Source organism: uncultured Subdoligranulum sp., assembly GCF_963931595.1.
Classification (GTDB): domain Bacteria; phylum Bacillota; class Clostridia; order Oscillospirales; family Ruminococcaceae; genus Gemmiger.
Window position 1 is genome coordinate 2,380,864 of sequence record NZ_OZ007030.1, and the last position, 24,994, is coordinate 2,405,857.

24 protein-coding genes, 1 tRNA gene and 2 rRNA genes are annotated in these 24,994 nt (G+C 49.9%); 4 read left to right on the forward strand and 23 right to left on the reverse strand.

What is annotated here, in order from left to right; genetic code table 11:
* Window positions 1-7: 7 nt before the first annotated feature.
* From ABGT73_RS11485 to ABGT73_RS11550, 14 genes are all read right to left on the reverse strand, one after another.
* On the reverse strand, window positions 8-808 hold the full coding sequence (locus ABGT73_RS11485; protein WP_346669809.1) for a DUF4240 domain-containing protein: 801 nt from the start codon (window positions 806-808) through the stop codon (window positions 8-10).
* Window positions 805-1,593: a phosphoadenosine phosphosulfate reductase family protein gene (locus ABGT73_RS11490; RefSeq protein ID WP_346669810.1), complete on the reverse strand. Its 789-nt coding sequence runs from the start codon at window positions 1,591-1,593 to the stop codon at window positions 805-807. Before ABGT73_RS11490 ends, ABGT73_RS11485 begins: the two co-directional genes overlap by 4 nt.
* Window positions 1,594-1,649: 56 nt before the next feature.
* On the reverse strand, window positions 1,650-1,964 hold the full coding sequence (locus ABGT73_RS11495) for a hypothetical protein (protein ID WP_346669811.1): 315 nt from the start codon (window positions 1,962-1,964) through the stop codon (window positions 1,650-1,652).
* A 101-nt stretch (window positions 1,965-2,065) separates the two neighbouring features.
* Entirely contained in the window at window positions 2,066-2,800 is a 735-nt protein-coding gene (locus ABGT73_RS11500; RefSeq protein WP_346669812.1) for a PcfB family protein, read from the reverse strand.
* Entirely contained in the window at window positions 2,797-3,069 is a 273-nt protein-coding gene (locus tag ABGT73_RS11505; RefSeq protein WP_346669813.1) for a DUF4314 domain-containing protein, read from the reverse strand. Before ABGT73_RS11505 ends, ABGT73_RS11500 begins: the two co-directional genes overlap by 4 nt.
* Window positions 3,026-3,430: a hypothetical protein gene (locus ABGT73_RS11510; RefSeq protein ID WP_346669814.1), complete on the reverse strand. Its 405-nt coding sequence runs from the start codon at window positions 3,428-3,430 to the stop codon at window positions 3,026-3,028. Before ABGT73_RS11510 ends, ABGT73_RS11505 begins: the two co-directional genes overlap by 44 nt.
* 153 nt (window positions 3,431-3,583) lie before the next feature.
* Window positions 3,584-4,018: an IS200/IS605 family transposase gene (tnpA, locus tag ABGT73_RS11515; RefSeq protein WP_346669426.1), complete on the reverse strand. Its 435-nt coding sequence runs from the start codon at window positions 4,016-4,018 to the stop codon at window positions 3,584-3,586.
* A gap of 182 nt (window positions 4,019-4,200) precedes the next feature.
* Window positions 4,201-4,749 (reverse strand): hypothetical protein, encoded by a 549-nt coding sequence (locus tag ABGT73_RS11520; protein ID WP_346669815.1) that lies wholly within the window; start codon window positions 4,747-4,749, stop codon window positions 4,201-4,203.
* Between the two features lie 145 nt (window positions 4,750-4,894).
* Window positions 4,895-5,173, reverse strand: coding sequence for a hypothetical protein (locus tag ABGT73_RS11525; protein ID WP_082052251.1), 279 nt, complete (start codon window positions 5,171-5,173; stop codon window positions 4,895-4,897).
* Window positions 5,170-6,093, reverse strand: coding sequence for a ParM/StbA family protein (locus ABGT73_RS11530; protein ID WP_346669816.1), 924 nt, complete (start codon window positions 6,091-6,093; stop codon window positions 5,170-5,172). Before ABGT73_RS11530 ends, ABGT73_RS11525 begins: the two co-directional genes overlap by 4 nt.
* A gap of 897 nt (window positions 6,094-6,990) precedes the next feature.
* Window positions 6,991-9,501: an FtsX-like permease family protein gene (locus ABGT73_RS11535; protein WP_346669817.1), complete on the reverse strand. Its 2,511-nt coding sequence runs from the start codon at window positions 9,499-9,501 to the stop codon at window positions 6,991-6,993.
* Complete coding sequence (locus ABGT73_RS11540; protein WP_346669818.1) at window positions 9,498-10,190, reverse strand: ABC transporter ATP-binding protein; 693 nt, start codon at window positions 10,188-10,190, stop codon at window positions 9,498-9,500. The genes ABGT73_RS11535 and ABGT73_RS11540 overlap by 4 nt, the downstream gene beginning before the upstream one ends.
* 382 nt (window positions 10,191-10,572) lie before the next feature.
* Window positions 10,573-11,031, reverse strand: a complete 459-nt coding sequence (locus ABGT73_RS11545; protein ID WP_346669819.1) for a hypothetical protein — start codon at window positions 11,029-11,031, stop codon at window positions 10,573-10,575.
* A 342-nt stretch (window positions 11,032-11,373) separates the two neighbouring features.
* The gene (locus ABGT73_RS11550; protein ID WP_346669820.1) at window positions 11,374-11,730 is read right to left on the reverse strand and encodes a helix-turn-helix domain-containing protein; all 357 of its coding nucleotides are present in this window, start codon (window positions 11,728-11,730) and stop codon (window positions 11,374-11,376) included.
* Window positions 11,731-11,860: 130 nt separating this feature from the next.
* Between ABGT73_RS11550 and ABGT73_RS11555 the strand changes: the two genes are divergently transcribed.
* The 3 genes from ABGT73_RS11555 to ABGT73_RS11565 are packed head-to-tail and all read left to right on the forward strand — an operon-like array spanning window position 11,861 to window position 14,615.
* Window positions 11,861-12,649, forward strand: coding sequence for a LytTR family DNA-binding domain-containing protein (locus ABGT73_RS11555; RefSeq protein WP_346669821.1), 789 nt, complete (start codon window positions 11,861-11,863; stop codon window positions 12,647-12,649).
* Window positions 12,637-13,953 carry a GHKL domain-containing protein gene (locus ABGT73_RS11560; RefSeq protein ID WP_346669822.1) on the forward strand — a complete coding sequence of 439 codons (1,317 nt, stop codon included), beginning with the start codon at window positions 12,637-12,639 and terminating at the stop codon, window positions 13,951-13,953. The genes ABGT73_RS11555 and ABGT73_RS11560 overlap by 13 nt, the downstream gene beginning before the upstream one ends.
* Window positions 13,954-14,006: 53 nt before the next feature.
* Entirely contained in the window at window positions 14,007-14,615 is a 609-nt protein-coding gene (locus ABGT73_RS11565) for an accessory gene regulator B family protein (protein WP_346669823.1), read from the forward strand.
* Window positions 14,616-15,434: 819 nt separating this feature from the next.
* Here the strand turns inward: ABGT73_RS11565 and tnpA (ABGT73_RS11570) are convergent.
* On the reverse strand, window positions 15,435-15,869 hold the full coding sequence (tnpA, locus tag ABGT73_RS11570; RefSeq protein ID WP_346669426.1) for an IS200/IS605 family transposase: 435 nt from the start codon (window positions 15,867-15,869) through the stop codon (window positions 15,435-15,437).
* Window positions 15,870-16,148: 279 nt separating this feature from the next.
* Entirely contained in the window at window positions 16,149-16,442 is a 294-nt protein-coding gene (locus ABGT73_RS11575) for a hypothetical protein (protein ID WP_346669824.1), read from the reverse strand.
* A gap of 56 nt (window positions 16,443-16,498) precedes the next feature.
* Here ABGT73_RS11575 and ABGT73_RS11580 point away from each other — a divergent pair, with 56 nt between their 5' ends.
* A complete protein-coding gene (locus ABGT73_RS11580) occupies window positions 16,499-16,807 on the forward strand; it encodes a hypothetical protein (RefSeq protein WP_346669825.1) in 309 nt (102 codons plus the stop codon).
* A gap of 190 nt (window positions 16,808-16,997) precedes the next feature.
* Here ABGT73_RS11580 and ABGT73_RS11585 read toward each other — a convergent pair whose 3' ends face one another.
* The 7 genes from ABGT73_RS11585 to ABGT73_RS11615 all read right to left on the reverse strand — a co-directional run bounded on the left by ABGT73_RS11585 (window position 16,998) and on the right by ABGT73_RS11615 (window position 24,620).
* Entirely contained in the window at window positions 16,998-17,966 is a 969-nt protein-coding gene (locus tag ABGT73_RS11585; protein WP_346669826.1) for a PepSY domain-containing protein, read from the reverse strand.
* A 219-nt stretch (window positions 17,967-18,185) separates the two neighbouring features.
* On the reverse strand, window positions 18,186-18,959 hold the full coding sequence (locus ABGT73_RS11590; RefSeq protein ID WP_346669827.1) for a hypothetical protein: 774 nt from the start codon (window positions 18,957-18,959) through the stop codon (window positions 18,186-18,188).
* The gene (locus ABGT73_RS11595) at window positions 18,956-19,702 is read right to left on the reverse strand and encodes a sigma-70 family RNA polymerase sigma factor (RefSeq protein ID WP_193503272.1); all 747 of its coding nucleotides are present in this window, start codon (window positions 19,700-19,702) and stop codon (window positions 18,956-18,958) included. The genes ABGT73_RS11590 and ABGT73_RS11595 overlap by 4 nt, the downstream gene beginning before the upstream one ends.
* Before the next feature lie 714 nt (window positions 19,703-20,416).
* Window positions 20,417-20,851 carry an IS200/IS605 family transposase gene (tnpA, locus tag ABGT73_RS11600; protein WP_346669426.1) on the reverse strand — a complete coding sequence of 145 codons (435 nt, stop codon included), beginning with the start codon at window positions 20,849-20,851 and terminating at the stop codon, window positions 20,417-20,419.
* Window positions 20,852-21,021: 170 nt separating this feature from the next.
* Window positions 21,022-21,097: transfer RNA gene (locus ABGT73_RS11605), tRNA-Lys, on the reverse strand.
* Window positions 21,098-21,574: 477 nt separating this feature from the next.
* Window positions 21,575-21,691 (reverse strand): 5S ribosomal RNA (gene rrf / locus ABGT73_RS11610).
* 96 nt (window positions 21,692-21,787) lie between these two features.
* Window positions 21,788-24,620: ribosomal RNA gene (locus tag ABGT73_RS11615) — 23S ribosomal RNA — on the reverse strand.
* Window positions 24,621-24,994: the final 374 nt, after the last annotated feature.

Sequence of the window (24,994 nt, forward strand, 5' to 3'; positions counted from 1 at the left end):
CTCTTTATCAGCGCTCTGCCTGTTCGCCGCGCGCTGTACCGCTTCGTTGCTGCAGCCGATTGGCTTCCCAGTCTGTCCGCTTCTTCCACAGGGCAGGAAGGGCGTGCGGTAAAGCCGGGTCCACTTCTGCGGTATCGATGGTGAGCGTCTTGGCCAGTTCTTCAGCCAGATCCTCTTTAGGTTCGTCTTTGTGCTGAACCGAAAAGAAATCCCTGGGGATATTGCTTCGATGCAGCCGGTACTCGATCTCGGTCTGCAGCATCTGGTGTTCCAGATCCTGGTCAAACCCACCCACATCGTATCTTCGGATCAGCGCACGGTTCATGCAGATTCGCTCCACCTGCTGCGGCAGATCCTTGCAATCCGGATAGCGGCGGCGCAGCGCCTGCCCGTCGGGGGCGTCCGGTCGGAACAACGCGAGATACTTTCTGCCGGTATAAGCATACATGGCGATATACCCGCACAGCTCCCACTCAGCTTCGCCGAAGGGCACCCGCATCCTGGCCAGACGGTCAGGGGCGGCCAAGGCAGACAAATACACGGCCCGCCCCTGCATGACCAGCCAGGCGCGAAAATCCATAAAGCGGTCATCGGAAGTGCCATAGTTGATGATAGAGGCCGCCGCACACAGCTTGGGCGTGTCGGCCAGCTGCATAAAGGCTTCCTGCAGCCGGTACCAGGCAAAGAATTCCCGGTCAGGCAGCTTGGTCAGTTCCCAAAACAGGGCCTCCATCATGGAGGCTTCATTCTGCGGGTCGGCCACCTGTTGGGCCCGTTCAATCAGGCTCCAGAAATCATCGGTATTCAAGAACATCCCTCCTTTTCGAATCTCTGCCGCAGGGCAGTAAAAAAGGCCCGTCCGGTGATGGGCAGGCCCTGTGCAGTTCTTTCTTCTTCCAAAGCAAAACGTGCCTCCAGTTGTCGGGCAGTGTAGTCGGCGCGGAAAGGCTGCCAGGTATGGGCATCCATTTCCAGAAGCCGCTGCCAGAGATCCGGGCAGTGTTTACGAAGCTTCCGCAGTTCCGACAGCGGCTGCAGAGGGCAGCACCAGCAAGAAACTCTGCGAAAGATATCGTACAACCCGCCCCAGTCGAAGCCGCGGGCATAGCAATAGTTGAGGCAGTCTGCTTCGGTCATCCCCCATTCCACCAACGGGTAGTGCAGATCCTTGCAGCGATGTGCTTCGTCCGCCGCAATGCCCACATACTGTACCAGATGATACTGCCTGCGCAGATCCCGCAGGTGCTTGTTGATGACATGAGTTTTCAGACGCCCGGTACACCAGCGGCAGGAATGGGAAGGCCAGCTGAGGCCCCGGTCCGTGACCAGACGGGCGGTAGATTTGGCAGTATACTCGTAGAAGTATTGCTCTGCTGTCAGCGGGGCTTTCAGACGGGTAATGGGTCGACCGATGTAGCGTTCCAGCCTGGTCAGGTGATCATACATCTGCGGGAATTCCCAGCCTGTGTCACAGAACAGGATCTCATCGATGGGTCGGGCTTCCTCCAGAAGTCGAAGAAGCATCGCCGTCGAATCTTTTCCACCCGACAGCGACGCGATGGTATAGACAGGTTTCAGATTGTTGGGTTCCAACACCTCCCAAAAGAAAAATGCCAGAGAAAACTCCCTGGCAGGATACAGATGGTAATTCAGCGCGTATGGCCGAAGAGATGGAACGGTACTTTGGCGCGCAGCAGATTGGCAAGGGCCGCGTCGGCGGCGTCGGTGTAACCCCCGTTGGCAATGCGCTGGTTGCGCAGGTCATTGAGGGCATTCCTTGCCAGCAGGTATTCGGCATCCCCCAGGCGCAGACGTCCGGGGTCTGTGGCATCGATGCGCAGGATCAGCTGGCCAATTTCGGCATAGGGTTTGCCGCTGGCTTTTTTCTCCCGATACTGCGCATGGAGCGCGCGGATGAGAATACTTTTATCGTTCCGGTCCATCTTCATGACACGTTCACTCATAAGGGGATGCCTCCTTTTCTTTCTGGTGGTTTCTATTACGGAAACCATACCACAGCTATCCTTGAATAGCTATCCCGCAAATGAAAACAAACGGAAAACTTTTACCCGCGGACCGGACCATCCCGGTGGATTCGGATGGGCGACCTGGGCATGGGGGAATGCTCCTTGCGGGCGGCCAGAATGGCACGGATCTCGCCCAATTCCAGTCGGACACTGGGACGCCTACCCTGGGCCCGCACCTGGTCGGCGTGGAATCCGGGCCACATAGGCGGCGATTTCTCGTTGCTGTTCGAGGAATGCATGGACGGAGAGACGGGTTCCGGCTCCGTCTGGCGACGGGCCGGGAAAGGAAAAACCGGCGGCGCTTCCTCCTTCTGAGTCTCTTTTTGCGGAGTGTCCGGTGCTTCAGTGGGCACAGCCTCCATGTCCTGCGCCACCTCGTCCACCGCTTCTGCCATACCGGTGTCCACTACATCCAGCTGCAGGCGGTCAAAGATCCGATTCACCTTGGAGGCATCATCGGCCAGGATTGCGATCTCGATATGGTCGGGATCGGTCTTGTCCCGCATGGGGACAAACAGCAGGCCGTGCATCTTCGCTTCATGGGCGAACTCCCGCATCCGATCTTTCTCCACCGAGAAGAATTTTAACGGCTTGCCTTCCCGCAGCAGGCGAACCAGACGTGTTTTGCCGTGGGTCTTTTTCTGATCCTGAAGCACCGCGGCCACAAACTTGGCAAAGGTGATCGCCGCCGATCCCGAAAGACGCAGGGCAACCTCGGTGCCCTCCAGCGAGTAGCGAACGACCTGATCCGCCGGTTCTGCGCCGTAGTTCATCTGGCTTCTCCTTTGCGCTGATGCGTTTCTTTGGCCTTCGGACGGCTGATCACCTCAAAGGAATCCGTTCCGGGCAGAAGGCTCAGTGACCGGCCGTTGTCCCACTTCATAAGCAGTTGCCCCGCATCATCCACGCCCATCACGGTGCCTGTCGTACCGGGCGGAATGGGCTGGGGATCGTCGGGCATATTCAGCAACCGCACACGGGTGCCGGGCGGGTAGTGATCACGGGCGTACTGGACCCGGTAATTCCATTGATTCGCGTTCATGGGCATAACTCCTTTCCTGTTCGGCACGGCGCTTTTCTTCTTCCTGGCGCTGTGCCATTTTCAGCGAATGTTCTTCGATTTTTTTGCACAATTTGATGGTCTTGCGCAGTTCCCGCAGACGTTGGGTAATCAGCGGGATTTGCTCACTTCCCGGTTTGGTCTTGTACAGGTGATTGCGCTCTGCGTTCAGCTGCCGCACCTCCGCTTCTGTTTGGGCACGGAGATCTCGCAGCTGCGCCAGCGTTTGGATATCCCGGCGCATTAGAAATTCGTACTGCTCAATTCGTTTGTCGAGCTGACGGATTTCCTCCCGCACGGCCGGGGATGGATGCCAAGGTTTACGGGGGAAGACCCCCAGCATATACAGTTCCCGATAATAATAAATATCCCCCGGCGGAGCCGGGGGTTTTGCACAGACGGGTGAAACCCTGGAATACTAGCGCACGCGTCACGTCGCGTTGGTACGGCCTGCCAGCCGCGAAGGATTGCTACTTGCCGCCCGTAAACGAGCTGTTTAGAAGTTTCCCATTGTCAGCTGTTCGCCTGCCTGGTCTTCTTCTAACTGGCGCCGGATGTATTCTGCTATCTTTTTATCGTTTTTTCCTGCTGTATCCACATAGTATCCCCTGCACCAGAACTCCCTATTGCGATACTTGAATTTCAGTTCTGGGAATTTCTCGTACAGCATCAGGCTGCTTTTCCCCTTCAGATACCCCATGAAGCTCGAAACCGAATATTTCGGCGGTATCTCGACCAGCATGTGGATATGGTCCGGGCATACTTCTGCTTCCACGATTTTTACCTTCTTCCAGTTGCACAGTGTTCTTAAAATCTCTCCGATTTCTCTGCGCTTCTGGCCGTAGAACACTTTGCGCCGATATTTCGGCGCAAAGACTATGTGGTATTTGCAATTCCAGCTTGTATGCGATAAACTGTTTACGTCGTTCATTTTTGAATGACCTCCCTTTGCTTGTTTGTGCAGTTGGCAGACCGCACTCCTATTATAGCAAAGGGAGTTTTTATTTCACCATGATCGACATAAGTCTTTTTTGGAACCACTCGCCTAGCGAGTGGTTTTCGAGACACAAAAATGCCCCGCAGGCTGTTGACCTGCGGGGCTGGCTGTTATGGTTATTCTTCTGTGTAGGCATCACCGCTTTCGCCGTACTCCGATTCGCCATCCGTGGCTTCATCGGGGGCTTCCTCGGTGTTGGTCTCCTCGTCCGTATCACTGTCCTCATCGGGGTCGTTGTTCTCCTGATCGACGTCCGGTTCATCTTCATCGTCCGACTCTGCCGGATCTTCCGCGGGATCTTCTCCCACGGTATCGTTCATCTCCGCGCTGGGGTCCTGCTTCTGCGCGGCTGCGGCCTCGGCTTCCTCGTCGACGGCGTCAAGCTCGGCCTCAATGAGCTGGACCATGAAGTCTTTCTGGCTCAGCTTCCGTCCGTAGGTTTCCTCGTAGTGCTTGAGGTAGTCTTTGATACGCTGGTAGAGTTCCTCGGATACCTGGAATGCGATGGTTCTGGTTGCCATGTTGTTTTCTCCTTTCTTGTCTTTCGTGAAGTATTTCGTGACCACCATCTCGATGAACTGGCCGGTGGTGATTCCCTGTTCTTCCAGTTCCTGCCGGATCTGTGCGTGCAGATCATCCGGAAGTGTTACCGTTAATTTGCTCATGCTATGGCTCCTTTCTTGTGCTTTTCCTCTTGGGCTAAGCAAAGCATACTGCAAACACAAGCAGAAAGCTATTCACAGAAACCAACGATAATACATCGAATACGGTGTCAGAAATACATCATAAGCAACAATGGGGATTGATCTGTCAGTCGCAGAGCGATGCCAAAAAATCCAGCGTTTGTTTGGGTACCTCTTTCTCCGCAGTCGGTATGTAATTGCCTGTTTTGCCTTCTCTGGAAGTCAATTCTTCTCGCAGCACCTGACGAATTTCTTTTTTGAGCTGCTCTGTTTCCATCTCGGCTAGAATTGCTCTCACCAAGAAGTCCTTACGCTGGCCTTTTGGTATTTCTTGTAGTCTCTCCCACGCTTTCCGGTGGTCTGGATTGCTCAGTGTGGGTCTGAATACAAATTGTGGCCGTTTCATCCCTCGCTCACCGTGCCCTGAACGCGGCCCAAGGCGCGCTCAAAACCGATGGCGTTCACCCGGTCATCCAGCAGCGGAATCACGCGGCACAGGCCGTCTTTGGGGCTGACGTGGCGGTTTACGATACAGGCTCCACCGCCCAGCATGACCAGAGGCATGGCGTGAAGGTCGAAGCCCGCTTCCATGACTGCGGAGAACAAACGCTCGGTATACAGCCGGCCCTGTTTGTTCACGATGCTGCGTACCTCGTCCGGCAGGCTGCAGGGCTGGCCTGCCAGGATCTGCTCGATCTGAGCATCGGTGAGCGAAAGACCGGTTTCCTGACGGACCCTCTCCCGGATCTCATCGATGCAGCGGATCATTCCCAGTTCCAGGCTGTGCGCCGTTTCCGCTACCGGCAGGGCGTTGTCGATTCGCATCAGATCCACCGTCCAGCCGCCGATGTCCATGAGCAGCAGCGACGGTTCGTCGGTCAGCAGGTCCGGTTCGGCCATCAGGGCCGCAAACCCCTGGGGAAACAACTGCACATCCGCGATGGTGATGCTGTATTCCACGCCCTCGTAACGGAACTGAACCGGCTGGGAAGGACGAAGCAGATAGCTGCGAAACTTCGGCTTATCCCGGCCATAGCTGGTCAGCGGAAGGCCCGCCGCAATTCGAACCGAACACTCGGTGGGTGCGCCTCGGCTGCGGATTTCCTGCGCCAATGCAGCCATCGTCAGCAGGTAGTAGTTGTCGTTGATGGTTTTGTCGCGCTGGATCGGCTGCCGTCCGGTTCCGCAAACAAAAAAACACCCGTCGAACTCAAGGAGTCCCTGGCGGGTGTAAGGTTCGTGGCTGCCGTAGGCTGTAAGACCGGCTGGGAAAGAACAATGCCGCGTCTTGATGGCATAATAGCCGTGATCAATGCCAATGTTCATGGGTTTTGCCTCACTTTCGTTTTTCGTTGAAATTTGCGGATCTATGTAAACGGCTGGTAGATAACTTTTCTTCCCAGCCGGTAAATTTATACTAGGGGGAGAGGTGTGGAGAGGGGGGGAAAGCAAAAAGCCGCTCAGTTCCGGCATTGCCAGAAACCGAGCGGCTAAAAATGGGCGCACTTGTCCTCTGTTATTTTAGCTATTGATAGGTACGAATAGCGCAAGTCATAAAATCCTTCATTGTATCGTCATTATGATTTGTTCCACATTTTGGCACAAACCTTCCAAACATATCTCTGATATTGACAAAGCTTCCAAATACTAACTGCCGCAATTTTCAGAGGTAACCACTTCCAAGAAAGAAGGCGAAAACAAGATAATACTAATCGGTGCCTTTAACGCTTTTCTAAAAACATTCCCAAAGTATGCAGCCATACTGGTTGCCCCTTTTAGTCTAGGAGTAGGAGCAACTGGGTTTACTTATAAAGCAGGTGAATTACTACATCGGAGGATGCGATACAAGGAAACACGAGCACAGTGGTGTCTGGCTGCACATGGACTGCCTCTGGAATGGTTACAGCACAAACCAGTGCCAGACGTTCGTTGTCCCCGGGGGCATATCAGGCTCACACCCATGCAGAAGTGTACCTCGGTAACACTCTTCTGGAGACAGCTGATGCATACAGCAATGTCGACTTCGTAGACCGAGTATAACCATCGTGATTTCAATGAAAGCGGCGGCCCCCCCCTAAACAGGGGTGGCCCGCCGCTTTCATCATGGCTTATTCAAATACACTTATACCTCGAAAGCCACTGCATAAGAAAGACCACAAACGGATTCCCTGAAGATAAACTAAATCGCTCTATATTGCTATTCTTGAAATGTTAAATATGTTATTACTCATTGACGCGAATGTTTTCAATGATAGATTGCTTTTTCAAAGAACGAATAGGCGGGATTGCGACTAGTCCAATTACAATGGCTGCTACAATAATTACTGTGGCGAAAGCCCACCAAGGAACAGAGAAAAGAAAAGCAGCGATGTTTCTCAAGAAATAATATTCTCCGAACAATAATACAAGGCCCAATGGAATTGCCCATTTAATTGCGTTTGCAACATATACAAAGGCTTGGAAATAAATCATTTTTTTCAAGCTTTGCTCACCGACCCCAACGGATTGAAGAAGGGCAAAATCCTTCTGCTGTAAAGTCAGTTCTGTGGAAATGGTTGTTATCATTTGACATATACTAATTAGAGCCAACATAGCGGAAAAACCATAGCAAATGAGATATAGCAGCATACGCACAATGCCAATCAGCATCAGCTCTACACTGTTGTCTGATACAATTAAATAATCTGAAGTGCCAGCAGTAAATAAATCATTGTAACTATAAGGAAGCAATTCGCTTTGTAGCTCCGCTAGTGAATCAGTTTGATAGGAAATCGTTACAGAACGTGCAAAGACTTCACCAGTTTGCTGGTAATACTGCTCAAACATGTGTTCTGCATCAGTTCGTTTGATTAGTACTGATAGCGAGGACAGATCACCTATCCGATCTTCCACAAACCGTTTGTCATCCACATCAACAATGTACAACGATACAGGCAGGCCAGCCAGACTTGTATTTAAGCTGTCCCCTGCATGTAATTTGGTTTGTATTATATCCTCATTTGAATAAAAGAATCGGTTTTGTAAAATGCATCCAATCTGTTCCTCGGGAGCAGAACTAGAATTCGCTAATTTTTCAAATTCTTCATCTGGAATAACGGTGAACTGAATCATGGTGCTGTACTGATCCCCATCTTTCACAGCATTAAGCATATCCATATAATAAAGATTTTGTTCGGTATAGGCGGAAGCCGGAATGTTTTGAATGTCGAAGGATTCGGTTTCCGTAATGGATATAGCCTTTACAGGAGTTTGGGGAGCTGTAAGTTTTTGAAATTCACTCGTCTGTGTCACATTTTCCTTTGTGGATGCATAACTAACAGTAATGGGGCCGGTGGGAATATCTCTTTGCGAGAAATACGCATTGGGTAAGTATATACTTAATCCCGCCGAACCTATAAAGATAACTATACATACTGCCAACGATCTTACAGCACTTTTATAGCCTCTCCAGTTCCGTTTTGCCTCCTTAACAGCCAAGCCCGCTTCTGCACCCAAAAACCGGCTTACGATTCGCCCTTGATGTGTAATGCGGCGTCCAACCATTACTTCACTGTTACCAAACAGATTGTTAATGACAGACTCTTTCTTAAACAACTTCATAGGTCGTTTTGCAGAAGTAAAGAGCACAATTGAACTAAGAGTTACTGTGATAAAAATCCATGCGATGTTAAAATTTAAGTGAAAGGATAGGTCTCCTCCCAGCATTGCACCAGCATTTGCGGTCAATGGACTCAGTAAACGGAAGGCCACAAATAGGCTTCCATATCCTAAAATCACTCCCAAAGGAATTCCGACCAAGCCGATTGACAAGGCTTCAAACAGTAAGCAGTTTCCAACTTGACGCATGGTTGCCCCGATGCTAACCAGTAATGCCAATTCTTTTTTCTTTTGTGCCATACTGATGGAAAAGGAGTTCGATATCAACAATATCGATGCAACAGCGATGATCATTACGAGAATAATTCGTAAAAAGAGAACAACAAGCGGGATAATATTTTGACCTGCGGGGCTGGGATATCCTGAAAATGTAATTAAAGCATTATTATATAACACATACGCCTGGGGGGCTGATTCAAGGACGGTTTTGCTAATTTGTGCTATACTGTTTGAATACGTACTAGTATATGTTTTGGGCATAGAGAAAAAGCGATAGACATCTTCGCCGTGTGTATTTGCCCAGTCAATACTATAAAATGCAGTAACCGATCCATCTACTGAAGGAAATTGAAAATCCAAAGCGGAATTTCCGTAGAAGCCAACAACAGTAATCTCCCGAAGTTCCCCGTGCGAATCGCTTATCTGTACAGTATCTCCTATATTCCAATCAGAGCTTCCCTGCTTGACTGCAATCTCCTCAGGATTCGTAGGCCAACTCCCTTCAATTAAGTTTGCCTGCATCATCTCTAAAAAAGAATCATCGACACCATACAGGGTCATCGAAATTCCGTTATTGTCAGTGGCTTGATATTTACCACCATAGACACTGACAATTTCATCATCACTTGCCGAATCTAACAGAAATTTCGCTTGAGAACCGGGCAACTGTAACATAGACCAGTACCACTCACCCTGTTGGCAGATGGTGTATCTACGCATAACATCCATGGCAGCATCACTGCCTAAGAAAACAGCCAACAGCATAGCCGTTGATAAAGCCACTCCAATTATGGTAAAAAAGAAGCGGCTTTTTCCATTTTGAAACCTCGGTAGGGCCATTTTTTTTAGCGATGTCACTGCGTCCTCACCTCATCTCGGATAATGCTGCCATCTTGCATTTGGATGATTCGGCTTCCCTGTGCTGCTATTCTCGGATCATGTGTAACAAGAACTACGGTTTGGCCTTCCTCTGCGTTCATTTTCTTTATGTACGAGATTATTTCTTTACTGCGAGCAGTATCAAGATTTCCGGTTGGTTCATCAGCCAAGAGAATCGCGGGCTTGCTAATCAGTGCACGTGCAATTGCTACACGCTGTTGTTGACCGCCAGATAGTTGTCGTGGGAGAGATTCGAGTTTGTTTTCGAGGCCCAAACGATGAATCAGTGCATTAAAATATGCTGTGTCAACTTTCTTTCGGTCCAGCTGCAGAGGCAGCAAGATGTTTTCTTTCACAGTAAGAACGGGAATTAAGTTATAGCTTTGATATACAATACCGATATTTTTACGGCGAAAGGCCGCACAGCGATCTATGGATAATCGGGAAATATTAACATTGCCCACAAAAGTGTTTCCAGATGTGGGGCGTTCAACTCCACCTATCATATGGAGCAGCGTTGATTTTCCACAACCAGACGGCCCAATAATTACCACAAATTCGCCTTTGTTAACCGAAAAACTCACTTGGTTAACTGCGACCACTCTGCTTTCGCCATCTCCATATACCTTTGCAATCTGGTCAATCTTAAGGATTTGGGCAACACTCATGATTAGAATCTCCTTACTATTATTTTTTCACAAAGTGCTTTTTATGACATGAACCCCGATTGAGCCAGAGATGCAAGAAAGTTCCTAAAGATTGACAGACAGACATGCAACCCACAGAAAGGCGTAAACTATTTGTTCCTGCACCACTCACCATATTGTTCACAATCGAGCTTTTCTTTTAGGTTCTTAAAGATTATCTCAAAGCCTGAAACAGAGGCTTCCTACTCTTTTAGGGGCTTTTGCTTGCGATCCAACCAAGCCAAATACGGTGTCGGTAAAAATACCGGCACCGTATAGCGATTGTCATAGACGATTAATACGAACTCTTGCGGAAGTGCTCAAAACACCAATTCCTCACATGCGCATCGGGAATTTTGGCGTATCAGACGCCAGAAACAGAGAGGGTCCAACTGCCAGCTGTACCAGTATGGTTATACACCCGAATGGTACATTCGCCGGCATCCCAAGGGATGGTAACTGTCAACAACCCATCTCCATCGGATTGGAAGGCTTTCGAGCCGAGCACGATTCCCAACTCGTTTCTTACCTCAACGTCAATCTTACCTGTAGTGCCGCCTTGCCGACCAATCACCCAGGTTTCTGTGAACAGCGGGTTCCGTGAATAGACCACTTTCGAACTGCCGGCCTCAATGGTTCCGGTTTTGACCGTCGCAATGCCACGAGTCTGCGCGGTCTGATCGCTGCTCATGGGAACAGAATCAACCACCTCAACCGATGCTGCCTCACTTTCAGCGGAACCATCCGCTTCGGCCGCAAATGCACTGGTGGCGAGCCCAAACATCATGACGCAGACAAAGAGAATGGAAATCAAGCGTTTCATGTTATTCACCCTTTCATTTTGTGGTTTTGCAAATTGGGAAACGAATAATAAGCGCCTGTGCACCGACGCATTGCGAACTTTTGATTGGAGGCTGTAACCTTTTCCCTTAAAGCAGCCAACAAACCATGCGAAGAAATTATAGTTTCTCTCATGTAGGACTGATTTAATTTGTATTTATAATATAAACTGTAGTATTACGACTGTCCAGCATATTTGCACAAGTGATGGGAAAATATGTATAACTGCAAAAATGCCCCACCCTGACTGCTAAATCAGAGTGGGACATCTCTAAATGAATTTCTACAACACTTTGACTGTTTTCGAATTCTATAAAAATTGCTTTTACCGCAAAAACTGTTCTATAAGACGAGCAAGTAAATCCTGTTGTCGAGCAGAAAGTCTGAATCCATTCGCATCCGGACTTGCCATTTCTTGCACCAATTCTGTTATGAGTTGGATTTGGTCATCTTTTAAATTCCTTGCAGTGATAATTTTTGCCTTTTCGCCACAAGCCAAGTAGTCCAGGGACACATTAAAGGCATCCGCCATATCTTCCGCAACAGGTAAAGAGGGAAATCCCATATCATTTTCATAATTAGCCAAAGTTGATTTAGAGACTTGAATTCTTTGGGCCAACTCTTTTTGTGATAGGCCATGTTCCTTGCGGAGCCGCAAAAGACGTTGCCCGAAGTCAAACATTTATATCCCCCCTATATCACATTCATATTGTAAAGTTTGACTGGTGCAAAAAATTGGAATAAACTTATTGAATAATCCATATTTTTGCTTCTTCACGAATCTTTATTTGACAAAGGGGACTTTTTGAATTATGTTGAAACAAAGAATTTTACCAATCGCGCACAAAGAAAGCCGTACCTTTAGGGAGGGGCAACATATGCGACTCTTAATATGTGATGACAATATGGATTTTGCGGAGAATTTACGTAACCGTATTCTTGACTATTTTAAGAGGTATAGTTGGAGGGTTTCTATCGAATGTATTTCGGAAACAGAAAAAATGGCGGAAATTGATGCATTACGATACGATGTAGCTTTTCTTGATATTGATATGGGCATAGTGAATGGTATCACTTTAGCCCAAAAAATGCGCAAGCAGCATGCCGATTTGATTCTTATCTTTGTTACCAATTATGTACAATACAGCTTGGAAGGATATGAGGTTCGCGCACTCCGATATTTGTTGAAGGACCAGTTAGAGGAAAAACTTCCTTCATGTCTAGAAGCGGTAATGACAGCGTATCGCAGAGACCGTGACCATGTACGCTTTTCCAGTGACAATGTTGAAGTGGATATTTTACCAACACATATGGTCTTTGCCGAGACGAACGGTCGTCGTTTAAAAATTCATTTAATCTATGAACCACGTCCTTACATAATGGTCAGTATAACAATGGGAAAATTGGAAGATCTCTTGGCACCACGGGGATTTCTAAGAATACACCAGAGTTATCTTGTGAATATGAGCTATATTCAACAAATAAAAAGTACGGGCGTTTGGCTGGTCGATGGAACGCAGCTTCCAATCAGCGCCAGAAGCTATCAGGAATTAAAACGAGAATATTTGCGCTGGAAAGGGCTGAAGCGATGGAATATGTGATCAGTGTTCTGATGAATGGCCTGCAGCTTTTGGCTTTCATCTGGTTTTTCGACGCATGTTTTATCCGAAAATACAAAGGCGCTGTTTTTTATGCCATCGCTTTTGCATGGCTGGTGGTAGAATGCGTTGTTTTAAACCTGGAAGGAAATGTACTCAGTCCATTTAAAGCCCTTCTTGTGCCGGTTCTTCTTTTAGTCCTAAATTTTGTTTTATATCAAGGCCGATTTTTCTTTCGGGTGTTTATTTCTATAGCAATGTACGCAATTTTCAGTGCCCTCGCATATATGATAGAATTTTCTGTTATGAGCATCTTTTCGCTGCAACGTCAAGAATTTGTGTACAACAAAGTACTGTATACAATCACTGCTCTCATTGGAACAGGCTGTATGCTGCTGTTTTCCAAACTCGCAGGACGATTGTATATGCAAAAAAACAATCACAATCAAAAACGCAATTGGACACTCATCACAACTATTTTCCCAATTGCTTCCATTTTGATTTTGCTTCTATTGTATAGGGTGATTACAGGCCATGAACTCAAAAGTTTATTTGCAGTGTTATGTCTTGCCATGGTAGCAGCAGCAGACATAATAGTTCTACTGCTGATTGATGAACTAAAACGAAATATACGGGAGCATGAGATGTTGGTCGCAATAAGCGAACGAGAGCGACAACAGAAGGAGAGTGTGGTGGCGCTTTCTGCTGCATATGAGGCGCAACGCAAATTAACACATGATTTCCGAGAACACCTGTCAGTCTTGTCAGGGCTGTTGCAGTCTAATCAAATTTCAGAAGCTTCTGACTATATATCCCAACTTCAAGAAGCACATACAGAAAGAATTTTGCTTGTAAATACTCATAACGCCACAATAGACGCTATTTTGAACCAAAAAGGGTACAAGGCTCAGAATAGTCATATTGAAATGAGATTTGAAACGAATGATTTGTCAGGAATTCACATTCATCCAACAGACTGCACTATTGTGCTGGGAAACCTGCTGGATAATGCAATTGAAGCGTGTCAAAAGCTGCCAGAGAACGAACGTTGGATACAAGTGAGTATTGTACGCAATTTCCTACCAAACAACCAGATTGGAAGTGTTTATATTTCGGTGCTAAATCCGAGTGCTCCTGTGAAAATCGTAAATCAGAATATTGCAACGACAAAGCCAAATGCTTCTTTCCACGGCTTCGGTCTGCGTAATGTGAAAACAATTTTGGAAAAGTATGGAGCAGAGTATGATATAGCATATGAAAATGGCATGTTTGCTTTCAGTTTGGATTGGCCAGATCGTTCTCTGTAATTTGCACATGCGCACAATATTCCTGCAATTACGCAATAATCATAGCGCCTTCTATGGAAAAGTGGTATCCTGAAAGCAAAAATATAAAGGTCGGTTCGATGGAGAAATTTTCCAACAAACTAACGGATTACTTCCTTCGGAAAGGTTTAATTGAAGCTAAGCAAACCCCCTGGTGCAAGTATATGATCATGCACCGAGTAATGGATGTAATTTCATTGCTGTGGTTGGTACCGATTGGGAGTCTGGTTGCACCTTGGTATATTTCGATTACCTTTGTTCTAAGTTATCGCTTTTTGCGTTCTCGTACAGGTGGGTTTCATGCAAAATCGCCGTTGGGGTGTTTGCTGGCTGCTACGGTAACACAACTTATAGGGACCTCTTTGGTTTCCCGTATAGAAAGTACGCTTCTGCTTTTCTGTATTTTATTTTTTTCTTCCTGCCTGATTATTTACTTAGCTCCCGCCAATAATCCAGAGTTACATTTGACACAAGAGGAAATTCAAGCACTTCTACCACGCATAAAGATGCGGTTGTTTTTATTATGGTTACTGATTGTAGTACTCTTTTTCTTTGTTCCACTAATGGCCACGAGTATACTCGTGGGAGTAGCTACAACAGCATTATTGCTAGTTCTTTCAAAGAGTAAAATAGGAGTAAACTAAATGAAAACCATAGGGAACAGAAATTCCGTTTTGTACAAGGGAGTTAAAGCAGTTATTCAAAAGCTAGTCAATGCCGAGGCTCACGAATGGCCGCCGCTGACAGCTTGTGGCATGTATCAGCCTCATCGTCCGGAGATGTCAAAGCCTAAGGAATGAAATAATGATATGATAAAAAGCCCGTCGCAAAAATGCAGCGGGCTTTTTTGTCGGAAATAGTAAGATACGCATTTATAATCTAATGGATAAATACAAACGAGTAGTTTCCTAGCGAAATTACTCGTTTGAGTTTTTTAGTGTTTTGCATGAAAGGCTTTGCTACTTATTGCTCTGACCCTTTCAGAGAGGCATCCAGGCATCAAAGATCTCTTTTATTTCTTGAGTTTATTCCGCTATTTCAGAGTTATCTTCAATAAATGCCCCAAAGGTATAACTGATGGCTTCAGGCATTGCTATGGTAGGAACTGTGTTCCGACAATATATGATTGCATTACTGTACTCATCTTATTCTGCCGTTAACCCCGGTTGCTTCCAGAGAAAAAATGTGTGGTTGGTGAATCACTCAGGATTGGTTATTGCTACTTACAACATCATCGTAGCCGCCATGTTAAATCGTGCAAAAATTTCAAAGTTCGATGAAATTCGTATCACAAATATTTTAACTACACATTGTGAATAGATAAAAGAATAAATATCCCCCGGCGGAGCCGGGGGTTTTGCACAGACGGGTGAAACCCTGGAATACTAGCGCACGCGTCACGTCGCGTTGGTACGGCCTGCCAGCCGCGAAGGATTGCTACTTGCCGCCCGTAAACGAGCTGTTTAGAAGTTTCCCATTGTCAGCTGTTCGCCTGCCTGGTCTTCTTCTAACTGGCGCCGGATGTATTCTGCTATCTTTTTATCGTTTTTTCCTGCTGTATCCACATAGTATCCCCTGCACCAGAACTCCCTATTGCGATACTTGAATTTCAGTTCTGGGAATTTCTCGTACAGCATCAGGCTGCTTTTCCCCTTCAGATACCCCATGAAGCTCGAAACCGAATATTTCGGCGGTATCTCGACCAGCATGTGGATATGGTCCGGGCATACTTCTGCTTCCACGATTTTTACCTTCTTCCAGTTGCACAGTGTTCTTAAAATCTCTCCGATTTCTCTGCGCTTCTGGCCGTAGAACACTTTGCGCCGATATTTCGGCGCAAAGACTATGTGGTATTTGCAATTCCAGCTTGTATGCGATAAACTGTTTACGTCGTTCATTTTTGAATGACCTCCCTTTGCTTGTTTGTGCAGTTGGCAGACCGCACTCCTATTATAGCAAAGGGAGTTTTTATTTCACCATGATCGACATAAGTCTTTTTTGGAACCACTCGCCTAGCGAGTGGTTTTCGAGACACAAAAAGGGCTGACGTAACCGACGTCAGCCTATCTTTCCTTTGGTAAACAGTGGCAACAACGTAAAAAGAGCCAACAACTTCTTCTGTTGGCTCTTCTTGGTGCGCCATCGGGGACTCGAACCCAGGACCCACTGATTAAGAGTCAGTTGCTCTGGTCGTCGATCTGCAGCAGGTTGCGCACCCCGGGAAAGGACGCCTTGCCCGCATTGGCCAGGTTGGGGTTGAAGAGGTAGGCCAGGGACCGGTCCCCCTGGGACAGCACGGGATACCCGTTTTGCAGGGTGTTCTGCACAATGCCGGTGCGGGGCTTGTCGCTGCCGGTGTAATCGTTGACGCCGCCGTTGGGGTTGCGGGGGGGCGGCGGCGGTGAACTGCAGCAGCTTGCCCGCGTTGATGTCCTGGTCCATATCCGCCGGGTTGACGTTGTCCGGGGCAAAACGGGTGGTGATCCAGTAATCAAACAGGTTGATGGTGGTGCCCACGGGGGATACAGTGTCGGTAAGGATGTTCCCGGCGGCCTGTGTGCCGGTCTCCCCTGCACCTGTCTCATTCTCCACAGCTGCTGTTTTAACAGAAGTTTCGGCGGTGGCGGTCTCCCCGCTGACAGGCACTGCGGCGCTTTGCTGCTGTGTCTGGTTTGGAATGGACGTTTCCGCCAATGCGGGCATCCCCGCCCCTGTGCAGGCCGCCGTCAGCGCCAGCCACAGCGCGCCCAGCCGTCTGACCCATCTTTTTCCAGTGTTTTTCGTCTTGCTCTCCACCTTCCCGGTCATATTCCCGCGGGAACCTTTCCCGCCATGACAGCATTATATTGGGCCGGGGGCGCGGTTTCTGACGGCTTCCTTTATCCCCCCGCCTTGGCGGAGGCTTTTTCTTGCCCCCGGGGACGGGGTTCGCCATACAAAAAACAGCAGCCTCACGCACCGGAAGCGTGAGGCTGCTGTTTTATGCCGCTACGGGATGTAAGGGAGAATGCAAGGTCAGGCGATCATCAGTCGTCCCAATCGTCGTCATCGTCGTCATCGTCATCATTGTCGTCGTGGTCATCATCATCGTCGAAATCATCGTCGTGATCGTCGTCGTCATAGAGGTCATCATCGTAGTCGTCATATACGTCGTCATCATAGAGATCGTCGTAATCGTCGTAAATGTCGTCATCGTAGAGATCGTCGTGGTCGTCGTCGTAGAGATCATCGTCATAGATGTCATCGTCGTAGAGGTCATCATGATCCACGCCGTCCACGTCCATCTCGGTGACCTTGCCGGTCACGGCGTCCACCTCATACTCGTACTCCACGCCGTCCAGCACGAACGCCACTTCATAGTCGCCGTCGTCCAGGTCGTATTCCCGCTCCACAAACTGCAGGTCGTCCCGGCCCAGCTGCGCGACCAGCAGGTCCTCGGCTGCCTGGGCGTTGATGTAATCCTTGCCCGGGTGGGTGTCGTCCAGATCGTCCTCATCCAGCGCCACGGTGCGGCTGCCGATCTGTTCCGCTTCCACGGTGGCGCGGGCGGCGTCGGCCAGGTTGTTCATGAACTCCTCATCAGGGATGGAAGACCCGTGTTCCAGGCGCAGGACGATGTTCTTTTCCTGGCCCGCGATGGTCTTCTCAAAATATCCGTCCTGGTTGATGCGGCTGACCAGCTCGCTCACCACGCCGGTGCAAGGCTTGCCTTCGTAGCCGGTATACCCTTCCAGCACGGCGCTACCGTCCCCGTTCAGGGCGTTCAGGGCCAGCACCTGCCCGGCATCGTCATATTCCATCTCGATCTCGGGGTTCACGCTCAGCAGCACCGTACCGGCCGGGGTCCCGGCGGCTGCCGCCTGGGGCGCGGCGGAACCGGCGGACACGGTGGACGCGGCAGGTGCGGTGGACGCGGCGGTGTTTCCGCAGGCAGTCAGGGAGAAAACAGCGGTCAGGGCCAGAGAGGTCAGGGCAAGCATCGTGGTCTTTTTCATTTGGGTCATCTCCTTGTTTTGTTTTTGTATCTCTGTGGGAAGGATACGGAGCCGGATGCGTAAAACCGGGGTCTTCCGGATTTTTTTCTTTTTCTGCTGTTCAGGTCCGTTTCCTTATCGCTTACACCTGAAGATTACGCAGTCCCGATCCTGAAAACGGGGTCCGCTCCAAATTTTTTTCAAAAAATTTTTCTGCGCCCCTTTTCCCTGCCGCCGGGATCAGTCATCGTCCCCGCCGTCGTCATCATCGTCGTCCCAATCGTCATCCCCATCATCGTCGTCGTCCCAATCGTCGTCCCAGTCGTCATCGTCATCCCAGTCATCCTGCGGGACTGGGGTGGGCACCGGGGTGGGTGCAGGCGTCGGGCTGGGTGTCGGGGTCGGCGTAGGAGTCGGTGTGGGCGTCGGCGTCTGCGTGGGCGCGGGTTCCGGGTCCGGTTCACCCAGATGGATCACAATGGTCTGGGCATACTTGCTTTCCAGGGTGTCTTTCACGCTGTTTTCAGTGTCTGTTTTCCAGGTGTCATCTCCGCCCTCAACGGACAGGGATACCTCCCCGCCTTCCTCCAGAAATCCCAGGTCGAAAGCCCGGTCCACCAGGTCTTCGGCCACTTCGCTGCCCTTTCGGTCGGCAAAATCATATCCCTCGATCAGGTCGGCGCCATCGCTGTTCAGGCCTTCCAGCGCCAGCACCCGGTCGGTGCGGCTCAGGGTCATTTCCACCTGGGGGTTAATGGCCATCTGCAAGGTGCCGTAGGCGGTATAGTTGGGCTGGTAATAGCCGAAGAACACCAGGCAGGCGCAGGCTGCTGCCCCGGCCAGGCCGCCGATAGCGGCGAAGTTTACCGGCAGAATGCGGGGACTGCGCAGCAAAACGGGCTGTTCCACCTGCTGGCCCACGGAATACCCAAGGTTGGCCGCCTTGAGAAACCGCCCTTGCTCGTCCAGCAGGACGGCATAGGCAGGATGAAGTTCCATAACCAGATATTTCATACCTTGTCCCCTCCTTTCTCCGGGGATTTGCGGGGCGCCATCTGGCACAGATGCCCCCGGATGATCTCATAACCGTTGGTAAAGGCCAGAAGGATCGCCACCAGATACCGGCGGTGACGCTCGATGGTCTTTTTGTCCACACCGCTGCCGGCTGTCAGTTCTGCCACCGGCAGGCGGCGAGTCTGCACCAGGCGTTCCAGCAGGTCCGGCGCCGTGCGGGCATAGGCCAGGACCCGGCGGCAGGCATCCAGGGTGCGGTCCTGCTTGGGGCAGTTGTCCGCCACGTCGGAAAAAGAAATGCCGAATTCCGCCAGCTGGGCGCCGAACTCCTCGATTTCCCGGCGGCTGGCCAGCCGAAGTTCACTAGCTTCCACCGGATTCTCCTTTTCGGGCAGAGTCTGCTCCAGATCCCGGTCGTCCGTGCCGGAAGGCGCCTGCAAGGACACATGGCCCCGGTGACGGCGTTCCGCCCGGTACTGGTCGATCAGCCGGTTGCGGATGGCACGGGCCGCATAGGGCACAAAGGCGCCGCGGCTCCGCTCATAGCTCAGGATGGCTTCGTAAAATGCCAGCAAGGCCACGCTCAGGGCATCTTCGTGGCCTGCTTCAATGGCAGCGTGGGTAAATTTGACCGTTTCGCTGCGCACAAAGGGCAGATATTGCTGCACAAGGGCATCGGCAGCCGCCGGGTCGGTCTTGGCAGCATAGACCAATTGCACGATATCATGTTCGGTGCGTACCATGATGATTCCTCTCTCCCCCTTTACAGCAGAATACGCAGCAGACCGCGTCAAAACGGGGGCATTTTAAAAATAATTCATCTTATTTTATCAGTGCGGCGGCGGGCCTATCTACCATCGCATCATCAAATCTATGTAAAATCCATGCAAAATTTCTGCGCTGGGACAGAGGAGCCTCTCGCTTTCGCCGCCAGCCTCCCACGTTTTGAAACAAATAAGCAAATACTATGCGAGGTGAACGCAAACGTTTGCGCAACGCATGCGGCTTCCCCGAAGGGGGTGATGTAGCCCCTCTTTCCGGCTAATCAGGCACCACAGGGACCCGCGCTCTATCTTGTGCCCGCCGGAGCAGGCGGCGGGCACGAGCTGTTCTCGTCCCCGTCTGCACCGGGAAAGTCGTAGCGTCCCGGGATGTTGCAACAAAAAAACAGCCCTACACACTGTGTAAGGCTGTTTCTGGTGCACCATCAGCGGGAGCGTTAAGAAAACGTTCCAGTGGAACGTTTTTAGCGACCGGTCCCCGCGAGGCGAATGCAAGCGCTTGCGCGACGCATGAGCCCGCCCCGAAGGGGATGGTGCATAATAAATATCCCCCGGCGGAGCCGGGGGTTTTGCACAGACGGGTGAAACCCTGGAATACTAGCGCACGCGTCACGTCGCGTTGGTACGGCCTGCCAGCCGCGAAGGATTGCTACTTGCCGCCCGTAAACGAGCTGTTTAGAAGTTTCCCATTGTCAGCTGTTCGCCTGCCTGGTCTTCTTCTAACTGGCGCCGGATGTATTCTGCTATCTTTTTATCGTTTTTTCCTGCTGTATCCACATAGTATCCCCTGCACCAGAACTCCCTATTGCGATACTTGAATTTCAGTTCTGGGAATTTCTCGTACAGCATCAGGCTGCTTTTCCCCTTCAGATACCCCATGAAGCTCGAAACCGAATATTTCGGCGGTATCTCGACCAGCATGTGGATATGGTCCGGGCATACTTCTGCTTCCACGATTTTTACCTTCTTCCAGTTGCACAGTGTTCTTAAAATCTCTCCGATTTCTCTGCGCTTCTGGCCGTAGAACACTTTGCGCCGATATTTCGGCGCAAAGACTATGTGGTATTTGCAATTCCAGCTTGTATGCGATAAACTGTTTACGTCGTTCATTTTTGAATGACCTCCCTTTGCTTGTTTGTGCAGTTGGCAGACCGCACTCCTATTATAGCAAAGGGAGTTTTTATTTCACCATGATCGACATAAGTCTTTTTTGGAACCACTCGCCTAGCGAGTGGTTTTCGAGACACAAAAAAATACCGCAACACTCGTTGCGGTATTTTTGGTGCACCATCGGGGACTCGAACCCAGGACCCACTGATTAAGAGTCAGTTGCTCTACCAACTGAGCTAATGGTGCATATAAGGATTTTCGGCGATGTAGCGTCAAATCCTGTTTTGAATAGTTCAGCGGCTTTCAGCCTTAGTATTGGTTACTAACGCTACCAACTGAGCTAATGGTGCATATGAGGATTTTCGGCGATTCAGCGTCAAATCCTGTTTTGAATAGTTCAGCGGCTTTCAGCCTTAGTATTGGCTACTAACGCTACCAACTGAGCTAATGGTGCATATGAGGATTTTCGGCGATTCAGCGTCAAATCCTGTTTTGAATAGTTCAGCGGCTTCCAGCCTTAGTATTGGCTACTAACGCTACCAACTGAGCTAATGGTGCTTATGAGGATTTTCGGCGATTCAGCGTCAAATCCTGTTTTGAATAGTTCAGCGGCTTTCAGCTTTAGTATTGGCTACTAACGCTACCAGCTGAGCTAATGGTGCATAATAAGCAAACCTCCGGCTCCGGGCTCTTCGCTCGGCCCGGAGGCTGCTTTTTAAGAGAAGCCGGCATCTACCTATTTTCACAGGCCGTCTCCAGCCAACTATCTTCGGCACAAGTGAGCTTAACTTCTGTGTTCGGAATGGGAACAGGTGGAACCTCACCGTCATCGACACCGGCCATGCACATGACCTTGTCATCTGCTTCTCTTTTGTTGAGGATGTACCCTCAAAACTGAATATCGAACTGCTTGCAAACAGAGTATCTGATCAAGATGGGGTCAAGCCCTCGACCTATTAGTACACGCTTGCTGAATGGCTCGCGCCACTTACACATTGTGCCTATCAACCTTGTAGTCTTCAAGGGGTCTTACCTGATTGACTCAGTGGGATATCTTATCTTAAGGCCGGCTTCACGCTTAGATGCTTTCAGCGTTTATCCGATCCGAACATAGCTGCCCAGCTGTGCCACTGGCGTGACAACTGGTGCACCAGAGGTTCGTCCATCCCGGTCCTCTCGTACTAGGGACAGCGCCTTTCAAATATCCTGCGCCCACGACAGATAGGGACCGAACTGTCTCACGACGTTCTGAACCCAGCTCGCGTACCGCTTTAATTGGCGAACAGCCAAACCCTTGGGACCGAATTCAGCCCCAGGATGCGATGAGCCGACATCGAGGTGCCAAACCTCCCCGTCGATGTGGACTCTTGGGGGAGATCAGCCTGTTATCCCCAGGGTAACTTTTATCCGTTGAGCGATGGCATTTCCACTCACATACCACCGGATCACTAACTCCGACTTTCGTCTCTGCTCGACCCGTCAGTCTCGCAGTCAGGCTCGTTTATGCGTTTGCACTCTTTCATCTGGTTTCCGTCCAGATCGAACGAACCTTTGAACGCCTCCGCTACATTTTAGGAGGCGACCGCCCCAGTCAAACTGCCCACCTGACAATGTCCCCCGCCCTGATTCAAGGGCGCAGGTTAGAATTCCAATGTCGCAAGGATGGTATCCCAACGTCCGCTCCACAGAAGCCAAAGCTCCTGCTTCCCAGCGTCCCATCTATCCTGTGCATGCAACACCGAAACCCAATATCAGGCTACAGTAAAGCTCCATGGGGTCTTTCCGTCTTGTCGCGGGAAACCGGCATCTTCACCGGTACTACAATTTCGCCGGGCGGGCTGTTGAGACAGTGCCCAGATCATTACGCCTTTCATGCGGGTCAGAACTTACCTGACAAGGAATTTCGCTACCTTAGGACCGTTATAGTTACGGCCGCCGTTCACTGGGGCTTCAATTCAATGCTTGCACATCTCCTTTTAACCTTCCAGCACCGGGCAGGCGTCAGCTCGTATACGTCATCTTTCGATTTAGCACAAACCTGTGTTTTTGGTAAACAGTTGCCTGGGCCTATTCTCTGCGGCTCACTCTCGTGAGCACCCCTTATTCCGAAGTTACGGGGTCAACTTGCCGAGTTCCTTAACAACCCTTCTCCCGTTGGCCTTAGAATCTTCTTCCTACCTACCTGTGTCGGTTTGCGGTACGGGCACCTTAGATATACACGCAGCTTTTCTCGCCTCTCATTCAGCCAGACTTCGGTACTAAATTTCCCTCGATCACTACCGGAACCAACACCCGGCTCTGACCTTCAAAAAGTGTCCCTGCGCTTAAATCTTTCGGTGGGGACGGAATCTCTACCGTCTGTGCATCGGCTACGCCTTTCGGCCTCACCTTAGCTCCCGCCTAACTTGGAGCGGACGAACCTTCCTCCAAAAACCTGAGGTTTCCGGCCATGCAGATTCTCACTGCATTCGCGCTACTCATTCCGGCATTCTCACTTCTGTACACTCCACGACCGCTTACGCTATCGTTTCTCCGCGTACACAACGCTCCCCTACCCCGCACCTTACGGTGCAGCCTAAGCTTCGGTTTGTATCTTAGCCCCGTTAAATTTTCCGCGCAAAGACGCTCGACCAGTGAGCTATTACGCACTCTTTAAATGAGTGGCTGCTTCTGAGCCAACATCCTGGTTGTCTGTGTATTTTCACATCGTTTTCCACTTAGATACAATTTGGGACCTTAGCTGTAGATCTGGGCTGTTTCCCTTTTGACAATGAGATTTATCTCACACTGTCTGACTCCCATGCATCGATATTCCGGCATTCTTAGTTTGATAGGCTTCGCTACCCTCTCGGGCGCTAGGCCATTCAGTGCTTTACCTCCGGGTATCTAACATGAGGCTAGCCCTAAAGCTATTTCGGGGAGAACCAGCTATCTCCGAGTTCGATTGGAATTTCTCCACTACCCACAATTCATCCGCCGCCTTTTCAACGGAGGTCGGTTCGGCCCTCCATGAAATTTTACTTTCACTTCAGCCTGATCATGGGTAGGTCACCCGGTTTCGGGCCCATTGCACGCTACTTAAACGCCCTATTCAGACTCGCTCTCGCTACGCCTCCGCACCTGAAGTGCTTAAGCTCGCAACGTACAATCGCTCGCCGGACCGTTCTACAAAAAGTACCATATCACACGTTGATGTGCTCTATGTGCTTGTAGGCACAAGGTTTCAGGTTCTTTTTCACTCCCCTCCCGGGGTCCTTTTCACCTTTCCTTCACAGTACTATACGCTATCGGTCACTGGGTAGTATTTAGGGTTGGAGGGTGGTCCCCCCATCTTCCGACCAGGTTTCACGTGTCTGGCCGTACTCTGGAACTCGCGCAGCCCTCGCCGTTTTCGCCTACGTGTCTCTCACACTCTCCGGATGGCTTTCCCACACCATTCGGCTAACAGCTTGGGTCCTAAAAGCGGTCCGTACCCCGGAAGGATTTCTCCTTCCGGTTTGCCCTCTTCCGCGTTCGCTCGCCACTACTAACGGAATCTCGGTTGATGTCTCTTCCTCGCCCTACTTAGATGTTTCAGTTCAGGCGGTTCCCCTCCTGCACCTATGGATTCAGTGCAGGATAACAGAGTATGAGCTCTGTTGAGTTTCCTCATTCAGAAATCCCTGGATCAAAGGATGTTTGCTCCTCCCCAAGGCTTATCGCAGCTTACCACGTCTTTCATCGGCTCCCAGTGCCAAGGCATTCTCCTTGCGCCCTTTGTAGCTTGACCGTTGTTTATCTCTCGATAAACATATCTCTTTTCAGATTCTCCATTTGCCAACGAGATTTTACGATGTTTCGCAATTTTTTCGAAGAAAAAATTCCAGAAGCATCGTATGTCGCCGAATTGATTCCTTTGAACCAGTGGCGACTACCGCTTGGTGAAATTATAGATTTTATAAAAAATCAGGAATTTTACTAGCTTAAAATCTCATTTCGCAGTTCTATATTCAGTTTTCAAGGTACATCTGTCCTTCGGACATCTGTCCGCCTCGCTTGCGCGATGCGGTGTACATCCGTTGGACTCGACCATCGACAGGAGGGTTATGCTCACAAAAACGCGCTCTCGAAGGGGCTTGTTTTTGTTCGCAAACCTTCAGGTCT

What these genes read in the sequence shown, in the direction of transcription:
- ABGT73_RS11525 (WP_082052251.1), bottom strand. Translation starts at nt 5,173, where the DNA reads ATGAAACGGCCACAATTTGTATTCAGACCCACACTGAGCAATCCAGAC.
- ABGT73_RS11555 (WP_346669821.1), top strand. Translation starts at nt 11,861, where the DNA reads ATGTTGAAACAAAGAATTTTACCAATCGCGCACAAAGAAAGCCGTACC.
- ABGT73_RS11510 (WP_346669814.1), bottom strand. Translation starts at nt 3,430, where the DNA reads ATGCTGGGGGTCTTCCCCCGTAAACCTTGGCATCCATCCCCGGCCGTG.
- ABGT73_RS11530 (WP_346669816.1), bottom strand. Translation starts at nt 6,093, where the DNA reads ATGAACATTGGCATTGATCACGGCTATTATGCCATCAAGACGCGGCAT.
- ABGT73_RS11590 (WP_346669827.1), bottom strand. Translation starts at nt 18,959, where the DNA reads ATGAAATATCTGGTTATGGAACTTCATCCTGCCTATGCCGTCCTGCTG.
- ABGT73_RS11495 (WP_346669811.1), bottom strand. Translation starts at nt 1,964, where the DNA reads ATGAGTGAACGTGTCATGAAGATGGACCGGAACGATAAAAGTATTCTC.
- ABGT73_RS11560 (WP_346669822.1), top strand. Translation starts at nt 12,637, where the DNA reads ATGGAATATGTGATCAGTGTTCTGATGAATGGCCTGCAGCTTTTGGCT.
- ABGT73_RS11500 (WP_346669812.1), bottom strand. Translation starts at nt 2,800, where the DNA reads ATGAACTACGGCGCAGAACCGGCGGATCAGGTCGTTCGCTACTCGCTG.
- ABGT73_RS11505 (WP_346669813.1), bottom strand. Translation starts at nt 3,069, where the DNA reads ATGAACGCGAATCAATGGAATTACCGGGTCCAGTACGCCCGTGATCAC.
- ABGT73_RS11520 (WP_346669815.1), bottom strand. Translation starts at nt 4,749, where the DNA reads ATGAGCAAATTAACGGTAACACTTCCGGATGATCTGCACGCACAGATC.
- ABGT73_RS11585 (WP_346669826.1), bottom strand. Translation starts at nt 17,966, where the DNA reads ATGAAAAAGACCACGATGCTTGCCCTGACCTCTCTGGCCCTGACCGCT.
- tnpA (WP_346669426.1), bottom strand. Translation starts at nt 20,851, where the DNA reads ATGAACGACGTAAACAGTTTATCGCATACAAGCTGGAATTGCAAATAC.
- tnpA (WP_346669426.1), bottom strand. Translation starts at nt 15,869, where the DNA reads ATGAACGACGTAAACAGTTTATCGCATACAAGCTGGAATTGCAAATAC.
- ABGT73_RS11550 (WP_346669820.1), bottom strand. Translation starts at nt 11,730, where the DNA reads ATGTTTGACTTCGGGCAACGTCTTTTGCGGCTCCGCAAGGAACATGGC.
- ABGT73_RS11565 (WP_346669823.1), top strand. Translation starts at nt 14,007, where the DNA reads ATGGAAAAGTGGTATCCTGAAAGCAAAAATATAAAGGTCGGTTCGATG.
- ABGT73_RS11545 (WP_346669819.1), bottom strand. Translation starts at nt 11,031, where the DNA reads ATGAAACGCTTGATTTCCATTCTCTTTGTCTGCGTCATGATGTTTGGG.
- tnpA (WP_346669426.1), bottom strand. Translation starts at nt 4,018, where the DNA reads ATGAACGACGTAAACAGTTTATCGCATACAAGCTGGAATTGCAAATAC.
- ABGT73_RS11595 (WP_193503272.1), bottom strand. Translation starts at nt 19,702, where the DNA reads ATGGTACGCACCGAACATGATATCGTGCAATTGGTCTATGCTGCCAAG.
- ABGT73_RS11540 (WP_346669818.1), bottom strand. Translation starts at nt 10,190, where the DNA reads ATGAGTGTTGCCCAAATCCTTAAGATTGACCAGATTGCAAAGGTATAT.